The sequence below is a fragment of the Caballeronia sp. AZ1_KS37 genome, assembly GCF_023631165.1.
Taxonomy (GTDB): Bacteria; Pseudomonadota; Gammaproteobacteria; order Burkholderiales; family Burkholderiaceae; genus Caballeronia; species Caballeronia zhejiangensis.
Map to the genome: position 1 here is coordinate 1 of NZ_JALQDP010000033.1, position 21,816 is coordinate 21,816.

The following is a 21,816-nucleotide window of genomic DNA, read 5'->3' on the forward strand; positions in this document are numbered from 1 at the left end:
GCCGCCCAGCGATCCAACGCGCATATCAAGGCGTTTTGCGACCGCCTGCGCGCCAGAGGCAAAAAGACCAAAGTCGCATTCGTCGCAGCAATGCGCAAGATGCTCACCCAGCTCAACGCCATGATGCGCGACGGCACAACTTGGAATCCCCCAAAACCATGATCCTTACCAACTCAACCCTTGACGCTCAATACAGTTACTTTCTTTGCAGCAGCAAAGAAAGTGACTGCCGCCCCGCACAGGGGCAGTGCTAATAGACCGACACGAAAACGGGATCCGGCGAAATCAAAAGCGATAAGCAAAACCAAAAGCGAAGAAAATTCAAACCGCCACGTTGAGCAATCGATCCCGCATAACCCCTACATCGGACTTACTCAAAACCTCGACGACATAATTTGCATCCCGCACATAAGCCGCAAACCGCCGATCCAGAATGCCTTTAGAAGCCAGCGCCTCGAGCGGCGCATTCGCCTCGACCTCGCAAGACTTCACGATCATCAACCGCTCCGCATTAAGCGAAGTAGAAAGCCACGCGGCGAGCGAATCCGAAGTGGTCTCCCAGTTCGTCATGGAATCGGGCGTCGAGCGCATCAGATCGGTCGGAACCCAAACCGCCACACGCCCATCGCGCAACGCGCGCCGAATCCTATCCTCGTTCGACGCCAGCACGAGCTCCGGCACCACGCCCTGCATCAGAATCGCGTACTGCGCCATCGCGAGCAGACACATGTTGTGAGCCGCGAGATCGTCGAAATGCCACTCCTGCTGATACTGCCGCACCGCGTCCGCGAAATCGCCGCCGCCCGGCACGATCACGACGCGCCCGCCGCCCACTTCCCATAGCCGCGTCAACCACTCGCGCAGCGCCGGGTCGTGACTCAGGCTTCCCCCGATCTTCACCACCCACATATTCCTGTCCTCGTTCGATCAAGCCGGCGGGCCACGCACCCGCATCCTTCGCTATGTTTCGCACGCTATCACGCAGCGCGCGCCGATGCATCGTTCGACAGATGCGCTTCGTTGCCTCCCGCGCCCTTCATCGCCATCGACGCCAGCAGCGCAACCGCCACGCTCGGCGCGCACGTCGATACCCATTCGGCACGCGTCGCATCGTCGCCGTCGATACCCGCGAGACGCGCGAAGTCGACATAGCTGCGCGCCTCCTGCCGCGCCAGCGCCGCCGCCAGAAAACGCCCGCAACCCGCGCCCACGATCGGCGCCGCCGCCAGCGCCGCATCCTGCGCAACGACGCGCGCCAGATTCGTCTCCAGCGCGCGCAATTGCTCGCGCCGCCAGCCCTGCGCGAAACGCCGCCACTCCGCATCGCTCGCATCGGCGGCGTCGCGGCCGATCATCCGCGCAATCCGGACGCGGCTCGCAGCCTGCGTCTTCGGCCCGTTGTCGGCGCTCGGATGCTGGTCGTGCTCGGGCCACAACTCGCCCGTCAGACGATAGACATCCGCGGTCGTCGCGAACCATTCGTTCATCACGCCGGCGTGCTCGCCGCGAAACGCGATGCGATGCGCGAGCCCGCACAACGGCGTTCGCACCACGCCCTGATACACGAGCTCGCCGCTCACGAGCCGTTCGGCGTCGCTGGTGCCGCGCGCCACGACGCGTCCGCCGACGATCGGAATGATGTCCGTCGTCGTGCTGCCGATATCGACGAGCAGCGCATCCGGCAGGCACGCCGCGACCCATTGCGCGGTCGCGAGCCAGTTAGCCGATGCGACCTTGCGCCAGTGTTCCGCGCACGCCGAGCGCGCGAGCCAGCCCGCGTCGCCGGCGAAGAACATCGTGCGCGGCCCGAGCCTTTGCGCAAGCGCGCGCGTCAACGCACGCACGCCGTCGGCGCGGTCGGCGAAGAGATCGACCATTTCGCCCGTCATCGTGACGGCGTGGCGCGCGGCCGGATCGGCGGCGGCGGGCCAGCGCTCGAACATCGCGTCGATCGCGCGTTCCAGGTGCGCCATGCCCTGCCACAGCGGACACGCCCATTGCGCGACGTCGGCGAGCACGCCCGCGCGCGTCGCCATCGAAACCTTGACGTGCGCGCCGCCCACGTCCCAGCCGAACACCCGCGCATCGTGCAATGTCGGTGCCGTCATGACGACGCTCCGGCGCACGCGCGCAGCAATCCGGCATCGCCGTCGAAGCCGGGCACGCGATGCGCCGCGAGCAGCTCCGCCGCGAGATTCCTGCCGCCGCGCCGGCTCAGTTCCGCATACGCGACCGTGAGACGCGGATTCACCTCGATCACGACCGGCCCGCGCTCGGGATGCCACACGACATCGATGCCGACGAAGCCGCGCAGCCCCGGAAACGCATCGGCGACGCGCAGTGCGAGCCGTTCGAGCGCGCGTCCTTGCGGCCCATGCCGGTCGATGCGGTCGACATCGACGCCATCGAACTGAACGATGCGCTCGCGCCGTTCCGATCCCGCCGCATCCGACAATCCGATGCGCTGCCGGTTGATGCTCACGAGCCGCGAGAGCCGGTCGCGGCAGATCAGCGAAAGGCTCAACGGCTCGCCGTCGACCCATTCCTGCAGCACGGGATTGCGGCCCGCTTCCGCGCGCGCGGCGTATTCGGCGCGCGCGGCGGCGAGGTCGTCGTAGACGTAGGTATCGAGGCCGCCCGCACCGTCGTCGGGCTTGACGACCCAGCGCCGCCCGATTGCGGCGGCCGCGTTTTCCGGTTCGAGCGCGCGCGTCGCGGCGATGCTGCGCGCGGCGAGACACGCGGCCGTCGCGCTCTTGCTCGATGCCGCGCGGATCGCTTCCTTCGCGCAGCCGAGCCAGCGCGCCTGGCCGACGGCGTCGTAGAGCTTGAGCAGCAGTCCGTCGCACTCGGGCGCGACGATGCAGGCATAGTCATGCTCGCGCGCCACGCGGGCCACGAAGCGGATGAGCGATTCGCCCGAATGCGCGCGCACGTAGCCGCTTGCGCCGTCGAGTTGCTCGAAGCGCGAGCTTGCGACGGTCACGTCGATGCCTGGCAGCGCGCGCAGATCGGCGGCGATGGCGTCGCGCATCACGCGGCCTTCGACGATGAGCGCGGAGAGATCGGCGAGGCTGCCTGCGCCTGCCGCGTCCGGATCGATGCCGCCGCCGGTGAGATACTCGAATACAAAGATCTTGGTCAAAGGAAAGCCATCCATGCAGGTGATACCCGTTCTCGATCTGCTCGACGGCCACGCGGTGCGCGCGGTGCGCGGCGAGCGTTCGCGCTATCGGCCGATCCAGTCCTCGTTGTGCGCGACGAGCGATCCTGTTGCGATCGCCCGCGCGCTCGTCGCCGCGACCGGCGCGCGCACGTTGTACGTCGCCGATCTGGGCGCGATCCTTTCGCGCGGCGCGCACGATGCCGCGCTCGCCGCGATTTGCGATGCCCTCGGCGACGGCCTGCGCATCTGGCTCGACGCGGGCTTTACCGCGTTTCTGCCGATGCGCGCTTTCGTCGAACGCGTCTTGCGGCTGACGCGTTCAGCGGCGCCTGCCGCGATCCTGCCTGTGTTCGGCACCGAAACGCTCGTCGATGTCGGCGCGATCGCCGAGGCATCGGCTTGCGGCTTCGAGCCGATACTTTCGCTCGACTATCGCGGCGGGCGCGCGCTCGGGGCGACGCATGGCGAGAGCGGATGGTGGCCGTCGCGCGTGATCGTGATGACGCTCGATCATGTGGGCGCGTATGGCGGGCCCGATCTCGACACGTTCGCTGACGTGCGGGCGCTTGCCGGGGCGCGGGAGGTGATCGGCGCGGGTGGAATCCGCCATGCCGATGATCTCGCGCTCGCCGAGCGCAGCGGCGCTTCTGCCTGGCTCGTCGCTTCCGCTATTCACGATGGCGCCTTATCTCAGGGCGATGTGCATTGCGGGGCTTCTTTCTGACTTCCTTGGCATCGAACTCAATTTTTATGCCAACGGCTTTCGGGGCGCGTTTCAGGTGTAATCGTTTGGGAAGCAGGTGTTGCATATGGTGATTCATGGGTGACAGTGTGTTGCAATGCGGAGCAGTTTTTTTTCGCCTTTCCCGGCGGGGGTTTCGCTGGATCCCGGTTTCGCGTCGGTCTATTAGCATTGCCCCTGTGCGGGCGGTAGTTACTTTCCTTCCAGTAGTCGCCGGATCCCGGTTTCGCGTCGGTCTATCAGCGTTGCCCCTGTGCGGGGCGGCACTCACTTTCTTTGCTGCTGCAAAGAAAGTAAGCAAAGAAAGCAGCTCTTCAGGCCCGCGGTCACACGCAATTTGGGTAGTCCTCTCGTCACAGGCGGCACTCGCCTAAAGAGTGCCCTCAAACACCTAATCGGGCTTGGCTCGCGCACGGTCTGCCGCCCGAATACGTTGAGCGCGCTGGTTCAGCATGAAACAGCTTCGGCACAGCGCTACGCGCTGCCGCTGGGTCTGCAAGGGAAACCATCGGTTTGCGCGCGCAGTGCGATAAAGATGTTAGTAGCGAAGCACGCGCATTCCCGATTGACCGGTCGGCCGCGAAGCGGGCTGGAGCTATTTGGTGCTGAACCAGTTTGGTATGTGGTGCGATGAGACGGACCGTGCGCGAGCCAAGCCCGGTTGGGCCTATGAGGGCACTCGTTAGGCAGCCCACGAACGACGAGAGGACTACCCAAATTGCGTGTGACCGCGGGCGTATCAGTAGCTGCTTTCTTTGCTTACTTTCTTTGCAGCAGCAAAGAAAGTGAGTGCCGCCCCGCACAGGGGCAATGCTAATAGACCGACACGAATACGGGATCCGGCGAAATCAAAAAGCGAAAAGCGAAAAGCGAAAAGCGAAAAGCAAAAGCAAAAAGCAACAAAACCGGCATAGACCTTGCTCGAAAGGTCGACCATGCCCGATACCTCCACCACGCCGAGCGCCCCGTCCGCGGCCTCAAAACCTTGGACCTGTCCGTTCTGCCCTTTACTATGCGACGACATCACGCTCGCACCCACCGCCGATCACCGCCTCGCAGCGCCGCACACCGCCTGCCCGCGTCTGGACGCTTCCCTTGCCCGCTTCGGTCCGAACGATGCAAGCCAGAAGCCCCAAATCGACGGGCAAGTCACCGACGAAAAGTCGGCGCTCTCGCGAGCCGCCGCGATCCTGTCGAACGCACATCGGCCGCTATTCGGCGGTCTCGCGACCGACGTGTCCGGCGCACGCGCGCTCTATGAACTCGCCGCGCAGTGCGGCGCGATCCTCGATCACCTCCACGGCGACACGCTCGCCGACAGCAATCGCGCACTGCAAGATCGCGGCTCGTTCTTTACGACGCTCTCCGAAGTCCGCTCGCGCGCCGATCTCATCGTCGTGTTCGCGTGCGAGCCGTCGCGACGCTATCCGCGCTTCTTCGAGCGCATCGCAAGCGAGGGCCGCGAGACAAAGGTGGTATTCATCGGATGTGACATCGATAAAGCCGCCAACGCCCAAGCCGAATCGATCCTCGCCAACGCCGATCCCTTCGACACACTCGCGCTGTGGTCCGCGCTCGTCGAAGGCGGCCGTCCGATTCCAACGCCAGAGCTCGTCGCGCTGACCGAACGCATCAACGCCGCGAAGTACACGGCGGTGATCTACGAGCCATCGGCGCTGCCGACGCAACACGCCGCGCTCGCGATCGAAGCGCTGCAACGCATCGTCAAGGCGATCAATCGCACCGCGCGCGCCGGCACGCTCGCCCTCACCGGCGACGACGGCGCCGCGTCCGTCAATCAGGCGATCACATGGCTGTCGGGCTTTCCGCTGCGCACGCGCGTCGCATACGGCTTGCCGCTCGATCACGACGCGCATCGCTATCGCTCGGAAACGCTGCTGCGGCGCGGCGAAATCGACGCGCTCCTGTGGGTGTCCAGCTACGCGCCCGAGCCGCTGCCCGCGTCGCTCGATGCGAACGTGCCCGCGATCATCCTCGCGCATCCATCGACGGCCGTCCCCGCGCGCCACGCGCCGACCGTGTTCATCCCCGTCGCGACGCCGGGCATCGACAGCGGCGGGCATCTGTTTCGCGTCGATACATCGGTGGTCGCGCCGCTCGCGGCCGCGCGCGATTACGCCTTGCCGACGGTCGCATCGATCGCATCGCAACTCACGCAGGCAAGGAGGCCCGCATGAGCGTCACGCGCCTCAAAGGCGGCACGCTTTACGATCCGGCGAATGGCGTCGATGGCGAGAAGCGCGACATCCATATGCGCGATGGCCGCATCGTCGCCGATGCCGCGAACGAAAGCATCGACCGCGATTACGATGCGAGCGGCATGATCGTGATGGCGGGCGGCATCGATCTGCATTCGCACATCGGCGGCGGCAAGACGAATCTGTCGCGGCTGCTTCTGCCCGAAGATCATCGCGACGATCCGCGTGCCGTGCCCGATCGTCCGAACGAAGGCCGATACATGCGTCTGCCATCGTGCGGCGTGTGCGCGCCCGGCACGCTTGCCACCGGTTATCGCTATGCGGAAATGGGCTACACGGCCGCGTTCGAGCCGGCGATGATCGCGTCGAACGCGCGCCACGCGCATCTGGAAATGGGCGACACGCCGATCATCGATCACGGCGCCTACGTGATGATGGGCAACGACGAGCTCTTCCTGCAGATGCTCGCTGCGAAGGAAGACTTCGAACGTCTGCGCGATTACGTCGGCTGGACCATCGATTCGAGCAAGGCGCTCGGCGTGAAGGTCGTGAATCCGGGCGGCATATCGGCGTTCAAGTTCAATCAGCGTTCGCTGGATGTCGATGAAAAGCACGCGCATTACGGCATCACGCCGCGCGATGTGTTGAGCACGCTCACGCGCGCGCTCACCGAGCTGCGCGTGCCGCATCCGCTGCATGTTCACGCAAGCAATCTCGGCGTGCCGGGCAACATCGAATCGACGATCAGAACGATGGACACCGCCGATGGCCTGCCCATTCATCTGACGCATATCCAGTTCCATAGCTACGGCACGGAAGGCCCGCGCAAGTTTTCATCGGGCGCGCGCGCGATCGCCGATGCAGTGAATGCGCGGCCCAACGTGACGATCGATGTCGGCCAGATCATCTTCGGTCAGACCGTCACCGCATCCGGCGACACGATGATGCAGTTCAAGAACGCGCCGATGGCCCGACCGCGCAAATGGGTGCTCGGCGATATCGAATGCGATGCGGGCTGCGGCATCGTGCCGTTCAAGTACCGCGAACAGAGCTTCGTGAATGCGCTCCAATGGATCATCGGGCTCGAGATCTTTTTGCTCGTCGACGATCCGTGGCGGGTGTCGATGACCACCGATCATCCGAACGGCGCGCCGTTCACGAGCTATCCGCATCTGATCCGCTTGCTGATGGACAAGTCCTTTCGCGACGAACAACTCGACAAGCTGCACGCCGATGCGAAAACCGCGAGCGCGTTGAGCGAAATCACGCGCGAATTGTCGCTCTACGACATTGCGATCATCACGCGCGCCGGTCCCGCGAAACTGCTCGGCCTCACGGATCGCGGGCATCTCGGCGCAGGCGCGGCGGCGGACATTGCCGTGTATCGCGACGATGACGATCGCGAGCGCATGTTCACATCGCCTGCTTACGTGTTCAAGGACGGCGAGCTGATCGCGCGCGACGGCACGCTGCTCGCGACGCCCACCGGCGGCATCCATTACGTGCGCCCCGACTACGACCGCGCGATCGAAAAGCGCGTGCGCGAATTCACGCAGGCAAACCTCGCGACGCGCTTCGAGAACATCGCGATCGGCGACGATGAAATCTGCGCATGCTGCAACGGCGGGCGGCTGTTGCCCGTCGCATGCTTCGCTTCGAACGGGAGTTGACGCATGCGTATCAACGACACGCAGATCGACGACACCTTCGCCGAAGCCTTCCCGATGAAAGCGACGCGCCTCGTCATCACCGCGCATTCGTCGACGTGGGCCCGTCACGCGGCCAATTCGCTGACAGGCTTCGCGACGTCCGTCATCGATTGCGGCTGCGAGGCCGGCATCGAACGCGATCTGTCCGGCGATGAAACGCCCGATGGCAGGCCCGGAATCGCGGTGCTGATCTTCGCGATATCGTCGAAGGAGCTCGCCAAGCAGATCGCGCGGCGCGTCGGCCAATGCGTGCTGACGTGCCCGACGACCGCCGTCTATGGCGGCATCGATCCCGCCAACACACGCGCGCCGCTCTCCGACAACGCGCCGCTCGGCGCGGGCCTGCGCTTCTTCGGCGACGGCTATCAAATATCGAAAGTGCTCGACGGCACACGCTATTGGCGCGTGCCCGTGATGGACGGCGAGTTCGTCTGCGAGGAATTCACCGCGACGGTGAAAGCGGTCGGCGGCGGCAATCTGCTGTTTCTCGCGCGCGACATCGACAGCGCGCTCAATGCGGCCGAATCCGCCGTCGCCGCGATGCATCGGCTGCCGAACGTCATCACGCCGTTTCCGGGCGGCGTCGTGCGCTCGGGATCGAAGATCGGATCGAAGTATGCGGGCGCGACGGCGTCCACGAACGATGCGTTCTGCCCGACGCTCGTCGGCTTGTCGAAGAAGAGCGAGCTGACGCCGGACATCGCGTGCGTGCTCGAAATCGTCATCGACGGCTTGACCGATGCCGATGTCGGCGCGGCGATGACCGCGGGTATCGCGGCGGCGACGAAGATCGGGCGCGCCGGCGGCGTGCTGCGCATTTCGGCGGGCAACTACGGCGGCAAGCTCGGGCCGTACCATTTCAAGCTGCATGAACTGTCGATGGATATCGACGGGAGCCGCGCATGAACGCCATCACGTTGCGCGTAAAAAATGCGCCGGGCTTTCGCGTCGACGGGTCGAAATTACTGCCCGCGACGCTCGCGGAGATATCGGCGACAGAACTGCCGCGCATCACGCTGCAAGGCGCGGGCGAAACGTGCGCGCTCGGCGATCTTTTCGACATCGCGCAGGAACCAAGCGATGCGCCCGCACTCACGATAGAAGGCGATGCGCCGTGGCTCGATCGCATCGGCGCGAACATGACCGAAGGCACGCTCGCGGTGCACGGCGCTGCAGGCGATTACGCGGGCATGAAGATGTCCGGCGGCGAGTTGAACATACGAGGCGATGCGGGCGCATTCGCCGCGTGCGAGATGCAAGGCGGACGACTGTCGATTCACGGCAACGCCGGCGAGTTCGCCGCAAGTGCGCTGCCCGGCGACATGGAAGGCATGACAGGCGGCACGCTCGCGATTCACGGCAGCGCAGGCGCGCGCCTCGCGGATCGCATGCGGCGCGGCACCGTGCTGGTCGCGGGCGATGCGGGCGATTTCGCCGCGTCGCGGCTCGTCGCGGGCTCGGTCTGCATCGGCGGGAAAGTGGGCGCACACTTGGGCTACGGCATGCGGCGCGGCACGGTGTTGCTGGCGAACGCGCCATCCCGCATTCCGCCGACGTTCACCGAAGGCGGGCGCGGCTTCGACGTCTTCTGGCTGCTGTTCACGCGCATGCTCGCGCGCGAGATCGCACCCTTTTCACAGTTCGCTGGCAAGATATTGCCGCGACGCTACGCGGGCGATCTCGCCGTCGATGGACGGGGGGAATTGCTGATCGCCAATTCGTAGGAAGGAGATGAACAATGGACCGTTGGCACTTCCGGGGAGACACGCCATGAGCACCGCGCGGACATCAGCAACGTCGCGCGACGGCCGTATCGATGTCGCAAGCGAGCGTTACGCAGGCCCGATGATCGCGTTGCACTGGATAATTGCGATCGCAATCATCGCGATGCTGTGCATCGGCTTCTATATGGTCGGCCTGCCGCGCGGGTTGCCGTTCAAGTCGGACCTCATCAACTTCCACAAGTCGCTCGGAATCACCGTTTTCCTGCTGGTGCTGCTCCGCATCCTGGCACGTCTGGCTTATCGCCGGCCGCCTTTGCCGCCGATGCGAACGTGGCAACGCGCCGCCGCGAGCATTACGCAGGCTCTTTTATACGTTGGCATGGTGGCGATGCCGCTCACCGGTTATCTCGGCTCGTCGTTCAACAAGTTCGGCACGAAGTTCTGGGGCATCGCGCTGCCGCAATGGGGCTGGGACGACAAATCCATGCGGCAGATCTTCTTCGGCATTCACGAGTATCTGGCGTGGATCATGGCCGCGCTCGTCATCGTGCATTTTCTCGGCGCGATGAAGCATCAGTTGATCGATCGCGACGGTCTCTTGCGGAGGATGCTGCCTTGAAGATTCGCGTGCTCGGTTCGTCGGCGGGTGGCGGCTTTCCGCAATGGAACTGCAACTGCCGCAATTGCGATGGCGTGCGGCGCGGCTCCATTCTGGCGCGTGCGCGCACTCAGTCGTCCATTGCTGTTACCGATAACGGCGAGGACTGGCTGGTCGTCAACGCATCGCCGGACATTCTTGCGCAGATCGCCGCAAACCCGGAATTGCAGCCCGCGCGCCGCGTGCGCGACACCGGCATCGCTGCCGTCATCACGATGGATGCGCAGATCGATCATGTCACCGGTCTGCTGATGCTGCGCGAGCGCGGCACGCCCTTGCCGCTCTATACGACGGACGCCGTGTGGCAGGACCTCTCGACGGGCTTTCCCATCACGTCGATTCTTTCGCATTACTGTGGCGTCGAGCACAGGCGCATCGCGCTCGATGGCGCATCGTTGTCCGTGCCTGAGCTGCCGCGCGTGGGCATCGACGCATTGCCTCTGTCGAGCAAGGCGCCGCCGTATTCGCCGCATCGCGATGCGCCGGAAACAGGCGACAACATTGGCCTTATCTTCACGAATCGCGCTTCGGGCAAGCGCGCATTCTATGCGCCGGGGCTCGGCGCGCTGGAGCCGCATGTGCTCGATGCGATGCGCGAAGCAGACTTGCTGCTCGTCGATGGCACCGTCTGGACCGACGATGAAATGATTCGCCTCGGCCTCACGAAGAAGACCGGCAAGGATATGGGCCATCTCGCGCAAACCGGCGCGGGCGGCATGATCGACGTGCTCGATTCGATCGATCGCGCGGGCGTGCGCAAGGTGCTGATCCACATCAACAACACGAACCCGATCCTCATCGAGGATGGACCTGAAAGGCGCATGTTGTCGGAGCACGGCATCGAGGTCGCGCACGACGGCATGACTTTCGAGCTGTGACATTCGCACTGGAGACCGTTAGATGTTCGACCCGATGCTCAACCCGACCACAGGCCCGATCTTCACGAAAGTGACAGACGAAGGCCCCGCGTGGACGCGCGACGAATTCGAAGCGCAGTTGCGCGCGAAGGGCACGGCGTATCACATTCATCATCCGTTCAACGTGAGGATGAACAGCGGCGGCTGCTCGAAGGAACAGATACGCGGCTGGGTCGCGAACCGCTTCTACTATCAGATCAACATTCCGCTGAAGGATGCGGCGGTGATGTCGAATTGCCCCGATCGCGACACGCGCCGCCGCTGGGTGCTGCGCATTCTCGATCACGATGGCTACGACGATCAGCCCGGCGGCATCGAGGCATGGGCGCGTCTTGGCGATGCGGTCGGCCTCTCGCGCGACGATCTATGGTCGCTCAAGCTGGTGACGCCGGGCGTGCGCTTCGCCGTCGATGCCTACGTGAACTTCGCACGGCGTGCGCCGTGGCAGGAGTCGGTGTGTTCATCGCTTACGGAGATGTTCGCGCCGCAGATTCACAAGGACCGGCTCGCGACATGGCCCGAGCATTACAAGTGGATCGAGCCCGAAGGGCTTTCGTATTTCCGCTCGCGCGTGTCGCTTGCGCAGCGCGATGTCGAGCACGGTCTCGAAGTGACGCTCGCGCATTTCACGACGCGTCAGGAACAGCAACGCGCGCTCGATATCCTGCAGTTCAAGCTCGATATTCTCTGGACCATGCTCGATTCCATCGAAAAGGCTTTTCCGCAATGAGCGATACGAACCCGACTCAACGCAAGCAGGAAGCCGTCGAAGCGCCGGACGATTGGTTGCATCCGAAACTAAAACGCCTCTTCCGGCTGCAATGGGAACCTGCGCAGAACGCGCATGTGCTGCTTTATCCGGAAGGCATGGTGAAGCTCAATCAGAGCGCATCGGAGATTCTTCTGCGATGCGACGGCACGCGCGATATCCCCGCGCTCGTCGCCGATCTGGAGCAGGCGTTCAATGCGACCGGCCTCGGCGACGACGTGCGCGCGTTCATCGCCGGCGCGCGTGCGCGAGGCTGGCTGGAGTAGCGTCATGACCGACTTGTCCGAACCGATTGCGAAGCCCGAGCACGAAGACGCAACCGTCGCGCCGCCGCTCTGGCTGCTTGCCGAGCTCACGTATCGCTGTCCGCTGCATTGCGTGTTCTGCTACAACCCGGTGAATTACGCCGATCACACGCGCGAGCTGGACACCGATCAATGGATCGACGTATTGCGTCAGGCACGCGCGCTGGGCGCCGCGCAACTCGGCTTCTCCGGCGGCGAGCCGCTCTTGCGCGACGATCTCGAAACGCTCGTCGGCGAAGCGTGCAAGCTCGGCTTTTATACGAACCTCATCACATCGGGCATCGGTCTGACGGAGAAGCGCATCAGTGCGTTGCAGGACGCCGGGCTCGATCACATACAGCTTTCGTTTCAGGACTCGTCGCAGGAATTGAACGACTTCCTTTCCAGCACGAAGACCTTCGACTACAAGAAGCGCGTCGCGAATCTCATCAAGGCGCATGGCTTTCCGATGGTGCTCAATTGCGTGCTTCACCGCTATAACCTGCCGCATATCGGACGCATCATCGACATGGCGCTCGCGATGGGCGCGGAGTATCTCGAACTCGCGAACACGCAGTATTACGGCTGGGCGCACAAGAATCGCGCGCAACTCATGCCGACCAAAGAGCAGCTCGACGAAGCCGAAGCGGTGGTCGAACGCTATCGCGGCGAGATCGGCGACCGGTGCAAGATCTTCTTCGTCGTGCCGGATTACTACGAGCGCAGACCGAAGCGCTGCATGAACGGCTGGGGCTCGGTGTTTCTCGGCATCGCGCCCGATGGCGCCGCGCTGCCGTGTCATACCGCGCGGTCATTGCCGGGCCTCACGTTTCCGAACGTCACCGATATGTCGATCAAGGACATCTGGTACGAGAGCGATGCGTTCAACCGGTTTCGCGGCTTCGGCTGGATGAAGGAGCCGTGCCGCAGTTGCGACGAGAAGGCCATCGACATGGGCGGCTGCCGCTGTCAGGCGTATCTGCTGACGCAGGACCCCGCGAATGCCGATCCGGTTTGCGACAAGTCCCCGCATCACGAGCGCGTGATCGAAGTCGTGCGCGCTGCATCGGCACGGCAGGAACCGCAAGAGCAACCCATCGTCTTTCGCAACGATGCGAACTCGAAGCGCATCGCGGCCGAGGCCTCCGGTAGTGGTTCAAAAGAAGGAGAAGACAAGCCATGACTGCCGATATCTCCGTGCTGCTGGTGGACGATCACGCCGTCGTGCGTGAAGGCTACAAGCGTCTGCTCGAACTGAGTCCCGATGTGAACGTCGCGGGCGAAGCGGCGGATGCAGCCGAGGCTTATCAGAAGTTTTGCGCGCTGCAGCCGGATGTCGTCGTGATGGATCTCGCGTTGCCGGGCGCAAGCGGCATCGAGGCGATGCGGCGCATGCTGGCGCGCGAGCCGCACGCGCATGTGCTCATTTTCAGCGTGCATGAAGAAGCGATCTTCGTGCGACGCGCGCTGGATGCGGGCGCGCGCGGTTATGTGACGAAGGCGAGCGCGCCCGATGTGCTCGTCAAAGCGGTGCGTTCGGTTGCGCGGCGCGTTTCGTATCTGAGTCCCGATGTGTCGCAAGCGCTTGCATTGCGCGCGAGCATTCAGGAAGGACGGCAGTTATCCGCGCGCGAATTCGAGGTGCTGAGATTGCTCGTGCAGGGTTATACGCTGCCGAGCATCGCGGAGAAGTTAGGCTTGAGCCAGAAGACGGTTGCGAATCATCAATCGGTGATCCGCCAAAAATTCGGCGCGGATAACGGCGTGCAGTTGGCACAGATCGCGAACCGCCTGGGGCTTCACTTCGCCGATTTCGCTTCGTCGGCGGTCGCTGGCAACGGCAGCCCCGCCTGAGCCGGCACGCGCGCGCAAAACAGAAAACCCGCGCCCGGCTCGCTCACGATCTGAAACTCGCCGCCGAGCGCTTCGACGCGCTCGCGCATGCCGATCAAACCGAGTCCCTTGCGCGGCTTCGCGAGATCGACGCCCGGGCCGTCATCGGCCATCGTCACGACAATTTCTTCCGGCGCGCGCGCCAGATAAATCTCCACGCGTGAAGTCCGTGCGAACTTCGATACGTTCGTCAGCCCTTCCTGCACGAGCCGATACAGCGTGATGTTGAGCGCATCGCTCAAATTGTCGAAATCGCCGTCGACAGCGAGCGTGAACGTCACATCGGGCAAGCGCTCGCGCCAGCCATCGACGCAATGTTCGAGCGCCGTCGGCAAGCCGAATTCATCGAGGCCGATGGGACGCAGCCTGCGAATCATCCCGCCGATCTCGCGATACACATGCGTCGCGCTTTGCATCAGCGCAAGCGACAGCCGATGAATCTCCGCCTCGCGCGTAGCCGACAAATCGCGGATACGCCCCGCATCGAGCGATATCGCGTTGAGGTATTGCCCGAGCTCGTCGTGCAACTCGCGCGCGAGATGACGCCGCTCGGTCTCCTGCGCGGCGAGCGCCTGATTCGCAAGGCGACGATTCTCCGCAAGCAGATGCTCGGCCTCTTCTTCGAGCGCGCGCCGTCTGCGCACTTCCGATTGCGCCTCGCGATAACGCCGCCACGCGAACCACGCGAAACCGATCGCGAGCACGACGAGCGTCGGCGGCAATTCATCGACTTGAAAGCGTTCGGCGCTGCGCGTCAGCCGATACGCGTACTCGCTGAAATCGAAACGCGCAAAGAGCGCGGCCGCGATCAGCGTCGCCGCGAGCACGCAAGCAAGGTCGCGCCACACCGGCGAGCGCGGCGCGCGGCGGTCGGCGTCTTTCGCGAAAGAGGGCAAGGATTCGGTCGGCATCGTGGAATGCATTCTACGCACGGCGTCATCGCGCCGTGCGGTGGGTGGAACGCAATTGGGAACGCTTCCCTGCGCGATCGGGAAAAGCTCCCGGTCCACGCGCGCTGTCTTATGCGACGCTTTCATCGAAAGAAACACGCTCGGCGCGTGAATCGAAATATAAAGAGGAGACGATGATGAAGAGCATGCCGCGCCTGCGCGCGCCCGCGCATCCGTTCAAACCCCGAGCGGGGCTGCGGCTCGTCTTCGGCGGCGCGTTCGCGAGCATCACTGTGGCCGCATGGGCGCAGACGCCGCCAGCCGATACGACGCCGACAACCGAACTGCCTTCGATCATCGTCGTCGGGACCACGCCGCTCGTCGGCGTCGGCACGCCGCTGGAGAAAGTGCCCGCGAACGTGCAAACGATCAAGGGCAGCGAGATCCAGGTGCAGCATTCGCCGACCGTCACGAACTATCTGGAGAAGAACGTCGCGAGCGTCGATACCAACGACGCGCAAGGCAATCCGTGGCAGACCGACATCAACTATCGCGGCTTCACTGCGTCGCCGCTGCTCGGCACGCCGCAGGGCTTGTCGGTGTTCATGGACGGCGTACGCATCAACGAGCCGTTCGGCGATGTCGTCAACTGGGATCTGATTCCGCAGGCCGCGATCCAGACGATGCAGATCATCCCCGGGTCGAATCCGACGTTCGGCCTGAACACGCTCGGCGGCGCGGTCGCGGTAACGACGAAGAACGGGCGCAGCAATCCGGGCGGCAACGTCGATGTCGGCTTCGGTTCGTTCGGACGCAAGTATGCGCAGATCGAGCAAGGCGGCGCGATCGGCGATCATCTCGACTATTACTTCACCGCGAACGTCACGAACGACAACGGCTGGGCCGATCACAACGCGAGCAAGCTGCGCCAGGCGTTCGGCAAGATCCGCTATACCGACGCCGACACGACGGTCTCCGTTTCGATGGGCGGCGCGGACAACACGCTGAACGGCTCGCAGACGATTCCGCGCTCGTTCATGGACAACTTCCGTCAGGCGTACACGTTTCCCGACACGAACGAGAATCAGGTCGGCTATCTGACGATCAACGCCGAGCACTACATCACGCCGAACGTGCAGTTGAGCGGCAACGCGTACTATCGCCACTATCGCAACAAGAACGTGAGTTCGAACGTCAACGACGATTTCGATCCGGACGGCGACGATGCCGACGAACTCACGCAAGCCTTCAACGACCAGTCGGTGATCGTGACGGACAGCTACGGCGCGAGCCTGCAACTCACCTTGCTCAACAGGCTCTTCGATCACGACAATCAATTGATCGTCGGCGCGGCGGGCGACTTCGCCAATTCGCATTTCACGCAGGCCGAGCAGCCGGCCGCATTCGAAGACAACCGCGCGACGATCGCCACGGGTCCGTTCGCACCGACGACCGACGCGAAGACGCACAACTCGAATCTCGGCATCTACTTCGAGAATACGTTCTCGTTCAACGAACAATGGTCGATGACGCTCGCCGGACGCTACAACTGGGCGAAGGCGACCATCGGCGACGAGAGCGGCGTGCAGCCGCTGCTCGACGGGAATCACACGTTCTCGCGCTTCAACCCGGCCGTGGGCTTCAACTGGAATCCGACGCCGAACTTCACCGCCTACGCGACGTACAACGAAGGCATGCGCTCCCCGACCGCAATCGAACTCGCGTGCGCGGACCCCGCCGCGCCGTGCTCGTTGCCCAATGACTTCATCGCGGACCCGGATCTTAAGCCGGTGATCTCGAAGACGTTCGAAGTCGGCGCGCGCGGGCGTCTCGGCAGTCATACGCAGTGGAGCGCCGCGGCCTACAGCACGACGCTCGACGACGACATCCAGTTCGTCAGCGCGCAAGGCGCGGGCAGCACGCTCGGCTATTTTCAGAACGTCGGCAAGACGCGACGGCAAGGTTTCGAGCTCGCGGGCCGCACGCAATGGGGACCGGTGGGCATCGCGGCGAGTTATAGCTATGTGAACGCGACGTATCGATCGACGTGGACGGAAAGCAGCGCGAGCAATTCGAGCGCGGACGCCGATGGCAACATCACCGTGCATTCGGGCGACCGCATTCCGGGCATTCCGGCGAATACGGTGAAGATGCGCATCGACTACAACCCGTTTGCGCACTGGAACATCGGCACGAATCTCACGTATCGCAGCAATATCTTCGCGCGTGGCGACGAAAACAATCAGGACGTCAACGGCAGCGTCGCGGGCTATTTCCTGATCGATCTCGACACGACCTACAACGTGACCAAACAGTTGCAGGTCTATGCGACCGTGAAGAACCTGCTCAACAAGCGCTATGCGAACTTCGCGATTCTCGGCGAGAACTTCTTCGACGGGCCGAATCACACGTTCAACAACGGCGCGACGGTGAACGAGCAGTTTCTCGGCGTCGGTGCGCCGCGTGGCGTGTGGGTGGGGATGCGGTATGCGTGGAAGTGATATGACGTGATAGCGCGGCTCAATCCTGATACGACTTCCACGGAATGCCGCGCGCGTTGATGCCTTCCCAAAGCGCAGCCTGACAGCGAAGCCTGTCTTCCTCGCTGCGCGGATGCGTCCTGTCCCTCGCGCGCATTCGTCGTGATCGACGTTGCAATATGCGCAATGCCACGGCGCACAAATGGAAGTGGCCGCGCAATGCGGCCATTTCACACTCGGCAACGCCTCCTTGCCGCTCAACGCCCGACGATCGACCCCGCGCTCGGCGGATAAGTGACGATGCCCCACGCCAGCGGCAGATCGCCGATCTGCTTGACTTCCTTGTAGTCCGATCCGTCGAGCACGTACACCGCGTTCGAACGTCCGCAGGCCAGCAGCAGCTTCGAGCCGTCGGGCGTGAAGCTGAAGTGCCAGCAACGCTGACCGACAGGCACATCCTTCCTATGCTCGTAGGTCGAGCCGTCGAACACTTGCAAGGTCTTGTCGCGCGATGCCGCGATCAGCAAGCGCTTGCCGGAAGGATCGAACGAAACGCCATACGGGCCCGTCTTCGTATCGACGGTCTTCACGGTCTTCAGGCTTTTGCCATCGAGCACGACGAACTTGTTCGCGTTCTCCAGCGTGACGACATACTGCTTGCCATCCGGCGACACCTTGATGCCGCGCGGACGCGAACCCTTGTCGAGGTTCACCGTGCGGACCGGCTTGCCCGTCCCGACGCGATACACCGACACCGTATCGTCGCCCTCGTTCGTCACGAGGATCAGCTTGCCGTCCGGCGAGAACTCGACGCCTTCGGTCTCGTGCCCGCTCTTGACCGTATGCGTGATCTTCATGGTCTTCAGATCGACGATGGCGATCTCGGCGGGCGGCGAATTCGCGTCGTCGTCGTCCTTCTCCGGCTGGCCCGGTTTCGGCGGGCCGCCGCTTTCACCCGGCTCGTACGTCACATACGCATAGCCGCCGAACACGCGCACGAACTCGGGATTCTTGCCGATCTTCGCGCGCCGCGTGACCTTGCCCGTCGACGTATCGATCTCCGAGAGATCGCTCGTCGCCTTGTTCGCCACGTAAAGACGCGTGCCTTCCTTGTTGAGCGACAGCCCGCGCGGGCCGTCCTTGCCGACATCCCAGGTCGTCGCGAGCGCGAGCGTGTCGAGATCGATCACGCCGACGCCGGCGTTTTCGGTCGTCACGTAGGCGGTCGGCGCGGCGGCATGGGCGACGTTCGCCGCCAATGCAAACGCAAGCGATGTCGCGATCGCCGACGCGCAGGCAATGCGCGCCGCCTTGAATCTGACTTGCATGGTCGTCTCCAGCGGTTTCGATACCGATTGTTCGAGTTCGTGAGCGCACGCGCGCGACACGGCACGGGGCGCGTGCCGGCAGCCTCAACTTAGCCCAATCGGCGCGGCCGAGGCAACGGCATCGGCCGGGAGAAATTCCCGAATTCCGCTGGACTTTTCGCGTGGCGCCAATCTAGCGCGTCGCGGATGGATCGCTTGCAAGGAGATCGACGAGCGCCTTCGCGCCGCGCTTCCACGACAGGTCGGTGTTGCCGCGTATGTCGACGGAGCGTTGAAAGAGCATCGCGCCGCTGTTCGCGTCTTCGACGCGCAGGTTCATGTTGAGGATGAGATTGCTGATCTTCTGCACCCAGCACACGCCGACGCGCGATGTACCGAGTTCCTTCGCCACACGCAGTTCGCAGCCGTTGCACGCGTTCATGTCCTGCGTGCTTTTCAGCGTCGCGATGAGATCGCTTGCCTTCGCATTGTCGGCGACGCGAAAGAGCGCGCGCTCGCGCAAGTCGTCGCGAAACGCGCCGCTCAGCATCGCGAGGCGCGCGCTCTGAATGCGGTCGATTTCGGCGTCGTTGTAGGCGGCGTTATCGTCGATGAGGGTGCAGTCGAGCATCGCGATCGATTGCGGCGCGCTCTGGGCAAGCGCGCTCGTCATGACGATGGCGAGCGCAAGCGCGAGCATCGCGCGGACAGTGTGTGTCATGTTGAAGGCCCCGGCGTTGTGCTTCCCGGCAAAAGCAGATCGCATGCCTGTCATCACGACGCCGCGCGCAACGCTTCATCGGCGATGGCGAGCCGCGACGCCATCATCTTCACGACGAAGCGATGCCACTCCTGCGCGGTCAATGGATCGTCCCGCTCGATCTTGCGCAGCGCCGCGAGCGTGAGACGGCGCAGGCGCGCCGGTTCGTCGGCGACGACATCCGCGCTGCGTGGCGCATGCGTGTACACGGCCATCTCGCCGATGATCGTGCCCGGACCGAACGAGCGCAGCCGCACCGAACGGCCATCGGCGAGCGGCAGCGACACGGTCACGCGCCCTTCTTCGACGATGTAAAGCGCATCGCCCGCATCGCCTCGACGAAAGAGCGCCTCGCCCGCGCCGATATCGCATACATCTAGGAACGCGGCCAGTCCCTGCAGCGCGCGCTCGCTGAAATGCGGCGCGAGCATCGCGCGGAAATCGCCGGCCGGCGCGCGCGGTTCGAGCGTGCGCGTCGTCGTGGCAAGCTGCTGCGCTTCGATCCATTCGAGGCCGGCGTCGAGCGTGTCGAACTCGTGGATGCCGAGCGAAAGCGCGCCCGTGCGCCCTAGCAGCGCGCGCGAGTTGCGCGGCAGAGCGGTCAGCACGAGATCCGCGCCGATCGCCGCGCACGCCTGACGCAGCTTCACGAATGCGAGCGACACGGACGCGTCCATGCCGTTGGTCCACGCGAAATCGAGCACGACATAGCGCACCGGACGCGGACCATGCGAGCGAATGCGCTCGCGGATGCGCTGCAACATCGAATTCGCCGAGCCGAAGAAAAGAAACCCTTGCAGGCAGACGCCGCAGATCTGATCGCCGCGATCGATCAGCAAGCGCGTTTCCTCGATGCTGCGCTCGACATTCGATGTGCGCGTGCGGCCGTCGAACTCCATGCGAACGCATCCCGCTCGACCATAGAGCAGCGCGAAGGTCACGCACGCCGCGACCACGCCCGCGACGACGCCCGCGATCACGCCATAGAACGCGATCACCGCGAGGATCAGCGGCACGAGCAGATACTCGTGCCACGTCAGCTTGCGATATGCGCCGACGAGCCAGTCCATCATCAGACGCAAGCCCATGTAGATCTGCATGCCGACGAGCACGGGCACCGGAAAGAGCGACACGAGATCGGGCGATGCGATCAGCAGGAAGAGGCACGCGAGCGCGGCGAACACGCCCGCCGCGCGGCTCGTCGCGCCGGCGCGCGCGTTGAGCATCGAGCGGTTATACGACTGATAGCCGACCATGCCGCCGAAAAGACCGCTCGCGATATTCGCGAGACCGGCCGCGCGCATCTCGCGATTGAGGTCGATGTCCTGGCCGGTGGCCGCGCCTATCGCCGTCGAATTCATGATGATCGTGATCGCCGACACCGACGTGACGATGAGCGTCTCGGGCAAGTGCGCGACAATCGCGTGCCAGTCGATCTCGCCGCGCGCGAGCGACGACGGCAGATGCAACTCGGGAATGTGCAGCGCATGCGCCGGCACATGCTGAAGCAGGAGGCCCATGTCGCGCGCATCGTCGGGCGAGATGCCGGCGACGCGCAACAGCACGTAGAAGAGCGCGATGCCGATAGCGAGCGTGATCGGCAATGCGGCCGCGTGACGCCAGGTGCGCGCGAGAATCGTCGCGAGTGCGCCGACGAAAAGCGCGGGCGCCCATGCAAGCCAGTGCAGTTGCGCGAGCTTAGGCAACGTGTGCCAATCGAGCGTGACGCCGGTCAGCACGCGAAACGCGCCCGCGATCAGAAGATAGCCGGTGCCCGCGAGAAACCCGCCCATCACCGGATAGGGAAGGAATTGCAGCGAACGGCTGCGTTTCGATGAACCGATCGCGAAGAGAATGAGGCCCGTCACGAGCGAGCACAGCGCGATGGCGACGAGCACCGTCAGCAGGATGACCGTGGGCGTGCCGCCGTTCGCGCGCACGCTGCTCGCGACGCCCGCCGCGACGCCGACGAGAAACGCCGTCGCGTTGCTGTCCGGCCCGCCTATGTTCATACGCATCGAGCTCGTCACCGCGATGACGAACGCAGTCACGATGCAGCTCACGAGCGCGGTGGGCACGCCAAGTTCGGCATAGCGCGCGAGATCGGCGCTGAAGATGAGCGTGCCGAGGCTCATCGCGTAGCACAGCATCATCAGCGTGGACACGGTGCCCGCGGTGATGTCGCCGACGAGCGCGGTCATGCGCGGCATCGCGCGGGCAAGGACAGTACGATGTGTCGTGGCTGGCTTCACCGCGCCTCCCGGATCGGGACAACGGCAGACGTATCCGCTTCAAGCA

Annotated in this window: 20 protein-coding genes and 1 pseudogene; 13 read left to right on the forward strand and 8 right to left on the reverse strand. The window is 64.0% G+C overall.

Annotated elements, in window-relative coordinates; translation table 11 throughout:
* Positions 1-162 (forward strand): annotated as a pseudogene (locus NCS00_RS33700) (IS110 family transposase); the annotation flags it as partial.
* A gap of 159 nt (positions 163-321) precedes the next feature.
* Here NCS00_RS33700 and NCS00_RS19860 read toward each other — a convergent pair.
* From NCS00_RS19860 to NCS00_RS19870, 3 genes are all read right to left on the reverse strand, one after another.
* Positions 322-909 carry an amino acid kinase family protein gene (locus tag NCS00_RS19860; protein WP_250440796.1) on the reverse strand — a complete coding sequence of 196 codons (588 nt, stop codon included), beginning with the start codon at positions 907-909 and terminating at the stop codon, positions 322-324.
* Between the two features lie 68 nt (positions 910-977).
* Positions 978-2,108, reverse strand: coding sequence for a hydantoinase/oxoprolinase family protein (locus NCS00_RS19865; RefSeq protein WP_250440797.1), 1,131 nt, complete (start codon positions 2,106-2,108; stop codon positions 978-980).
* A complete protein-coding gene (locus tag NCS00_RS19870) occupies positions 2,105-3,145 on the reverse strand; it encodes an ATP-grasp domain-containing protein (protein ID WP_250440798.1) in 1,041 nt (346 codons plus the stop codon). The genes NCS00_RS19865 and NCS00_RS19870 overlap by 4 nt, the downstream gene beginning before the upstream one ends.
* A gap of 13 nt (positions 3,146-3,158) precedes the next feature.
* On the opposite strand from NCS00_RS19870, the gene NCS00_RS19875 reads away from it, so the two are divergent.
* Positions 3,159-3,890 (forward strand): HisA/HisF-related TIM barrel protein, encoded by a 732-nt coding sequence (locus NCS00_RS19875; protein ID WP_250440799.1) that lies wholly within the window; start codon positions 3,159-3,161, stop codon positions 3,888-3,890.
* 757 nt (positions 3,891-4,647) lie between these two features.
* Here the strand turns inward: NCS00_RS19875 and NCS00_RS19880 are convergent.
* Positions 4,648-4,845 carry a hypothetical protein gene (locus tag NCS00_RS19880; protein WP_250440800.1) on the reverse strand — a complete coding sequence of 66 codons (198 nt, stop codon included), beginning with the start codon at positions 4,843-4,845 and terminating at the stop codon, positions 4,648-4,650.
* Here NCS00_RS19880 and NCS00_RS19885 point away from each other — a divergent pair.
* The 10 genes from NCS00_RS19885 to NCS00_RS19930 are packed head-to-tail and all read left to right on the forward strand — an operon-like array spanning position 4,844 to position 14,042.
* Positions 4,844-6,106, forward strand: coding sequence for a molybdopterin-binding domain-containing protein (locus NCS00_RS19885; protein ID WP_250440801.1), 1,263 nt, complete (start codon positions 4,844-4,846; stop codon positions 6,104-6,106). The genes NCS00_RS19880 and NCS00_RS19885 overlap by 2 nt on opposite strands.
* Positions 6,103-7,797, forward strand: a complete 1,695-nt coding sequence (locus tag NCS00_RS19890) for a formylmethanofuran dehydrogenase subunit A (RefSeq protein WP_250440802.1) — start codon at positions 6,103-6,105, stop codon at positions 7,795-7,797. The genes NCS00_RS19885 and NCS00_RS19890 overlap by 4 nt, the downstream gene beginning before the upstream one ends.
* A 3-nt stretch (positions 7,798-7,800) precedes the next feature.
* Entirely contained in the window at positions 7,801-8,742 is a 942-nt protein-coding gene (gene fhcD, locus NCS00_RS19895) for a formylmethanofuran--tetrahydromethanopterin N-formyltransferase (protein ID WP_250440803.1), read from the forward strand.
* Entirely contained in the window at positions 8,739-9,560 is an 822-nt protein-coding gene (locus tag NCS00_RS19900) for a formylmethanofuran dehydrogenase subunit C (RefSeq protein ID WP_008354323.1), read from the forward strand. Before fhcD ends, NCS00_RS19900 begins: the two co-directional genes overlap by 4 nt.
* Positions 9,561-9,606: 46 nt before the next feature.
* Entirely contained in the window at positions 9,607-10,179 is a 573-nt protein-coding gene (locus NCS00_RS19905; RefSeq protein WP_250440804.1) for a cytochrome b, read from the forward strand.
* On the forward strand, positions 10,176-11,096 hold the full coding sequence (pqqB, locus tag NCS00_RS19910; RefSeq protein ID WP_250440805.1) for a pyrroloquinoline quinone biosynthesis protein PqqB: 921 nt from the start codon (positions 10,176-10,178) through the stop codon (positions 11,094-11,096). The genes NCS00_RS19905 and pqqB overlap by 4 nt, the downstream gene beginning before the upstream one ends.
* A 22-nt stretch (positions 11,097-11,118) precedes the next feature.
* The gene (gene pqqC, locus NCS00_RS19915; RefSeq protein ID WP_502801590.1) at positions 11,119-11,865 is read left to right on the forward strand and encodes a pyrroloquinoline-quinone synthase PqqC; all 747 of its coding nucleotides are present in this window, start codon (positions 11,119-11,121) and stop codon (positions 11,863-11,865) included.
* A complete protein-coding gene (gene pqqD / locus NCS00_RS19920; RefSeq protein ID WP_250440806.1) occupies positions 11,862-12,170 on the forward strand; it encodes a pyrroloquinoline quinone biosynthesis peptide chaperone PqqD in 309 nt (102 codons plus the stop codon). Before pqqC ends, pqqD begins: the two co-directional genes overlap by 4 nt.
* Before the next feature lie 4 nt (positions 12,171-12,174).
* Positions 12,175-13,371 carry a pyrroloquinoline quinone biosynthesis protein PqqE gene (pqqE, locus tag NCS00_RS19925; protein ID WP_250440807.1) on the forward strand — a complete coding sequence of 399 codons (1,197 nt, stop codon included), beginning with the start codon at positions 12,175-12,177 and terminating at the stop codon, positions 13,369-13,371.
* A complete protein-coding gene (locus NCS00_RS19930) occupies positions 13,368-14,042 on the forward strand; it encodes a response regulator (protein WP_250440808.1) in 675 nt (224 codons plus the stop codon). The genes pqqE and NCS00_RS19930 overlap by 4 nt, the downstream gene beginning before the upstream one ends.
* Here NCS00_RS19930 and NCS00_RS19935 read toward each other — a convergent pair.
* Positions 13,988-14,992 (reverse strand): ATP-binding protein, encoded by a 1,005-nt coding sequence (locus tag NCS00_RS19935; RefSeq protein ID WP_175982319.1) that lies wholly within the window; start codon positions 14,990-14,992, stop codon positions 13,988-13,990. The genes NCS00_RS19930 and NCS00_RS19935 overlap by 55 nt on opposite strands.
* A 176-nt stretch (positions 14,993-15,168) precedes the next feature.
* Here NCS00_RS19935 and NCS00_RS19940 point away from each other — a divergent pair, with 176 nt between their 5' ends.
* Positions 15,169-17,472, forward strand: coding sequence for a TonB-dependent receptor (locus NCS00_RS19940; RefSeq protein ID WP_250440859.1), 2,304 nt, complete (start codon positions 15,169-15,171; stop codon positions 17,470-17,472).
* 236 nt (positions 17,473-17,708) lie between these two features.
* On the opposite strand, the gene NCS00_RS19945 is transcribed toward NCS00_RS19940, so the two are convergent.
* From NCS00_RS19945 to NCS00_RS19955, 3 genes are all read right to left on the reverse strand, one after another.
* Entirely contained in the window at positions 17,709-18,779 is a 1,071-nt protein-coding gene (locus NCS00_RS19945; RefSeq protein ID WP_033535973.1) for a beta-propeller fold lactonase family protein, read from the reverse strand.
* 172 nt (positions 18,780-18,951) lie between these two features.
* Positions 18,952-19,479 (reverse strand): DUF3280 domain-containing protein, encoded by a 528-nt coding sequence (locus NCS00_RS19950; RefSeq protein WP_250440809.1) that lies wholly within the window; start codon positions 19,477-19,479, stop codon positions 18,952-18,954.
* A 53-nt stretch (positions 19,480-19,532) separates the two neighbouring features.
* On the reverse strand, positions 19,533-21,728 hold the full coding sequence (locus NCS00_RS19955; protein ID WP_250436361.1) for a SulP family inorganic anion transporter: 2,196 nt from the start codon (positions 21,726-21,728) through the stop codon (positions 19,533-19,535).
* Positions 21,729-21,816 lie beyond the last annotated feature (88 nt).

Excerpts from the sequence above, each read along its gene's own strand:
- NCS00_RS19860 (WP_250440796.1), bottom strand. The coding sequence starts at position 909 with ATGTGGGTGGTGAAGATCGGGGGAAGCCTGAGTCACGACCCGGCGCTG.
- NCS00_RS19865 (WP_250440797.1), bottom strand. The coding sequence starts at position 2,108 with ATGACGGCACCGACATTGCACGATGCGCGGGTGTTCGGCTGGGACGTG.
- NCS00_RS19875 (WP_250440799.1), top strand. The coding sequence starts at position 3,159 with ATGCAGGTGATACCCGTTCTCGATCTGCTCGACGGCCACGCGGTGCGC.
- NCS00_RS19885 (WP_250440801.1), top strand. The coding sequence starts at position 4,844 with ATGCCCGATACCTCCACCACGCCGAGCGCCCCGTCCGCGGCCTCAAAA.
- NCS00_RS19880 (WP_250440800.1), bottom strand. The coding sequence starts at position 4,845 with ATGGTCGACCTTTCGAGCAAGGTCTATGCCGGTTTTGTTGCTTTTTGC.
- NCS00_RS19890 (WP_250440802.1), top strand. The coding sequence starts at position 6,103 with ATGAGCGTCACGCGCCTCAAAGGCGGCACGCTTTACGATCCGGCGAAT.
- fhcD (WP_250440803.1), top strand. The coding sequence starts at position 7,801 with ATGCGTATCAACGACACGCAGATCGACGACACCTTCGCCGAAGCCTTC.
- NCS00_RS19900 (WP_008354323.1), top strand. The coding sequence starts at position 8,739 with ATGAACGCCATCACGTTGCGCGTAAAAAATGCGCCGGGCTTTCGCGTC.
- NCS00_RS19905 (WP_250440804.1), top strand. The coding sequence starts at position 9,607 with ATGAGCACCGCGCGGACATCAGCAACGTCGCGCGACGGCCGTATCGAT.
- pqqC (WP_502801590.1), top strand. The coding sequence starts at position 11,119 with ATGTTCGACCCGATGCTCAACCCGACCACAGGCCCGATCTTCACGAAA.
- pqqD (WP_250440806.1), top strand. The coding sequence starts at position 11,862 with ATGAGCGATACGAACCCGACTCAACGCAAGCAGGAAGCCGTCGAAGCG.
- pqqE (WP_250440807.1), top strand. The coding sequence starts at position 12,175 with ATGACCGACTTGTCCGAACCGATTGCGAAGCCCGAGCACGAAGACGCA.
- NCS00_RS19930 (WP_250440808.1), top strand. The coding sequence starts at position 13,368 with ATGACTGCCGATATCTCCGTGCTGCTGGTGGACGATCACGCCGTCGTG.
- NCS00_RS19935 (WP_175982319.1), bottom strand. The coding sequence starts at position 14,992 with ATGCCGACCGAATCCTTGCCCTCTTTCGCGAAAGACGCCGACCGCCGC.
- NCS00_RS19940 (WP_250440859.1), top strand. The coding sequence starts at position 15,169 with ATGAAGAGCATGCCGCGCCTGCGCGCGCCCGCGCATCCGTTCAAACCC.
- NCS00_RS19945 (WP_033535973.1), bottom strand. The coding sequence starts at position 18,779 with ATGCAAGTCAGATTCAAGGCGGCGCGCATTGCCTGCGCGTCGGCGATC.
- NCS00_RS19950 (WP_250440809.1), bottom strand. The coding sequence starts at position 19,479 with ATGACACACACTGTCCGCGCGATGCTCGCGCTTGCGCTCGCCATCGTC.
- NCS00_RS19955 (WP_250436361.1), bottom strand. The coding sequence starts at position 21,728 with ATGCCGCGCATGACCGCGCTCGTCGGCGACATCACCGCGGGCACCGTG.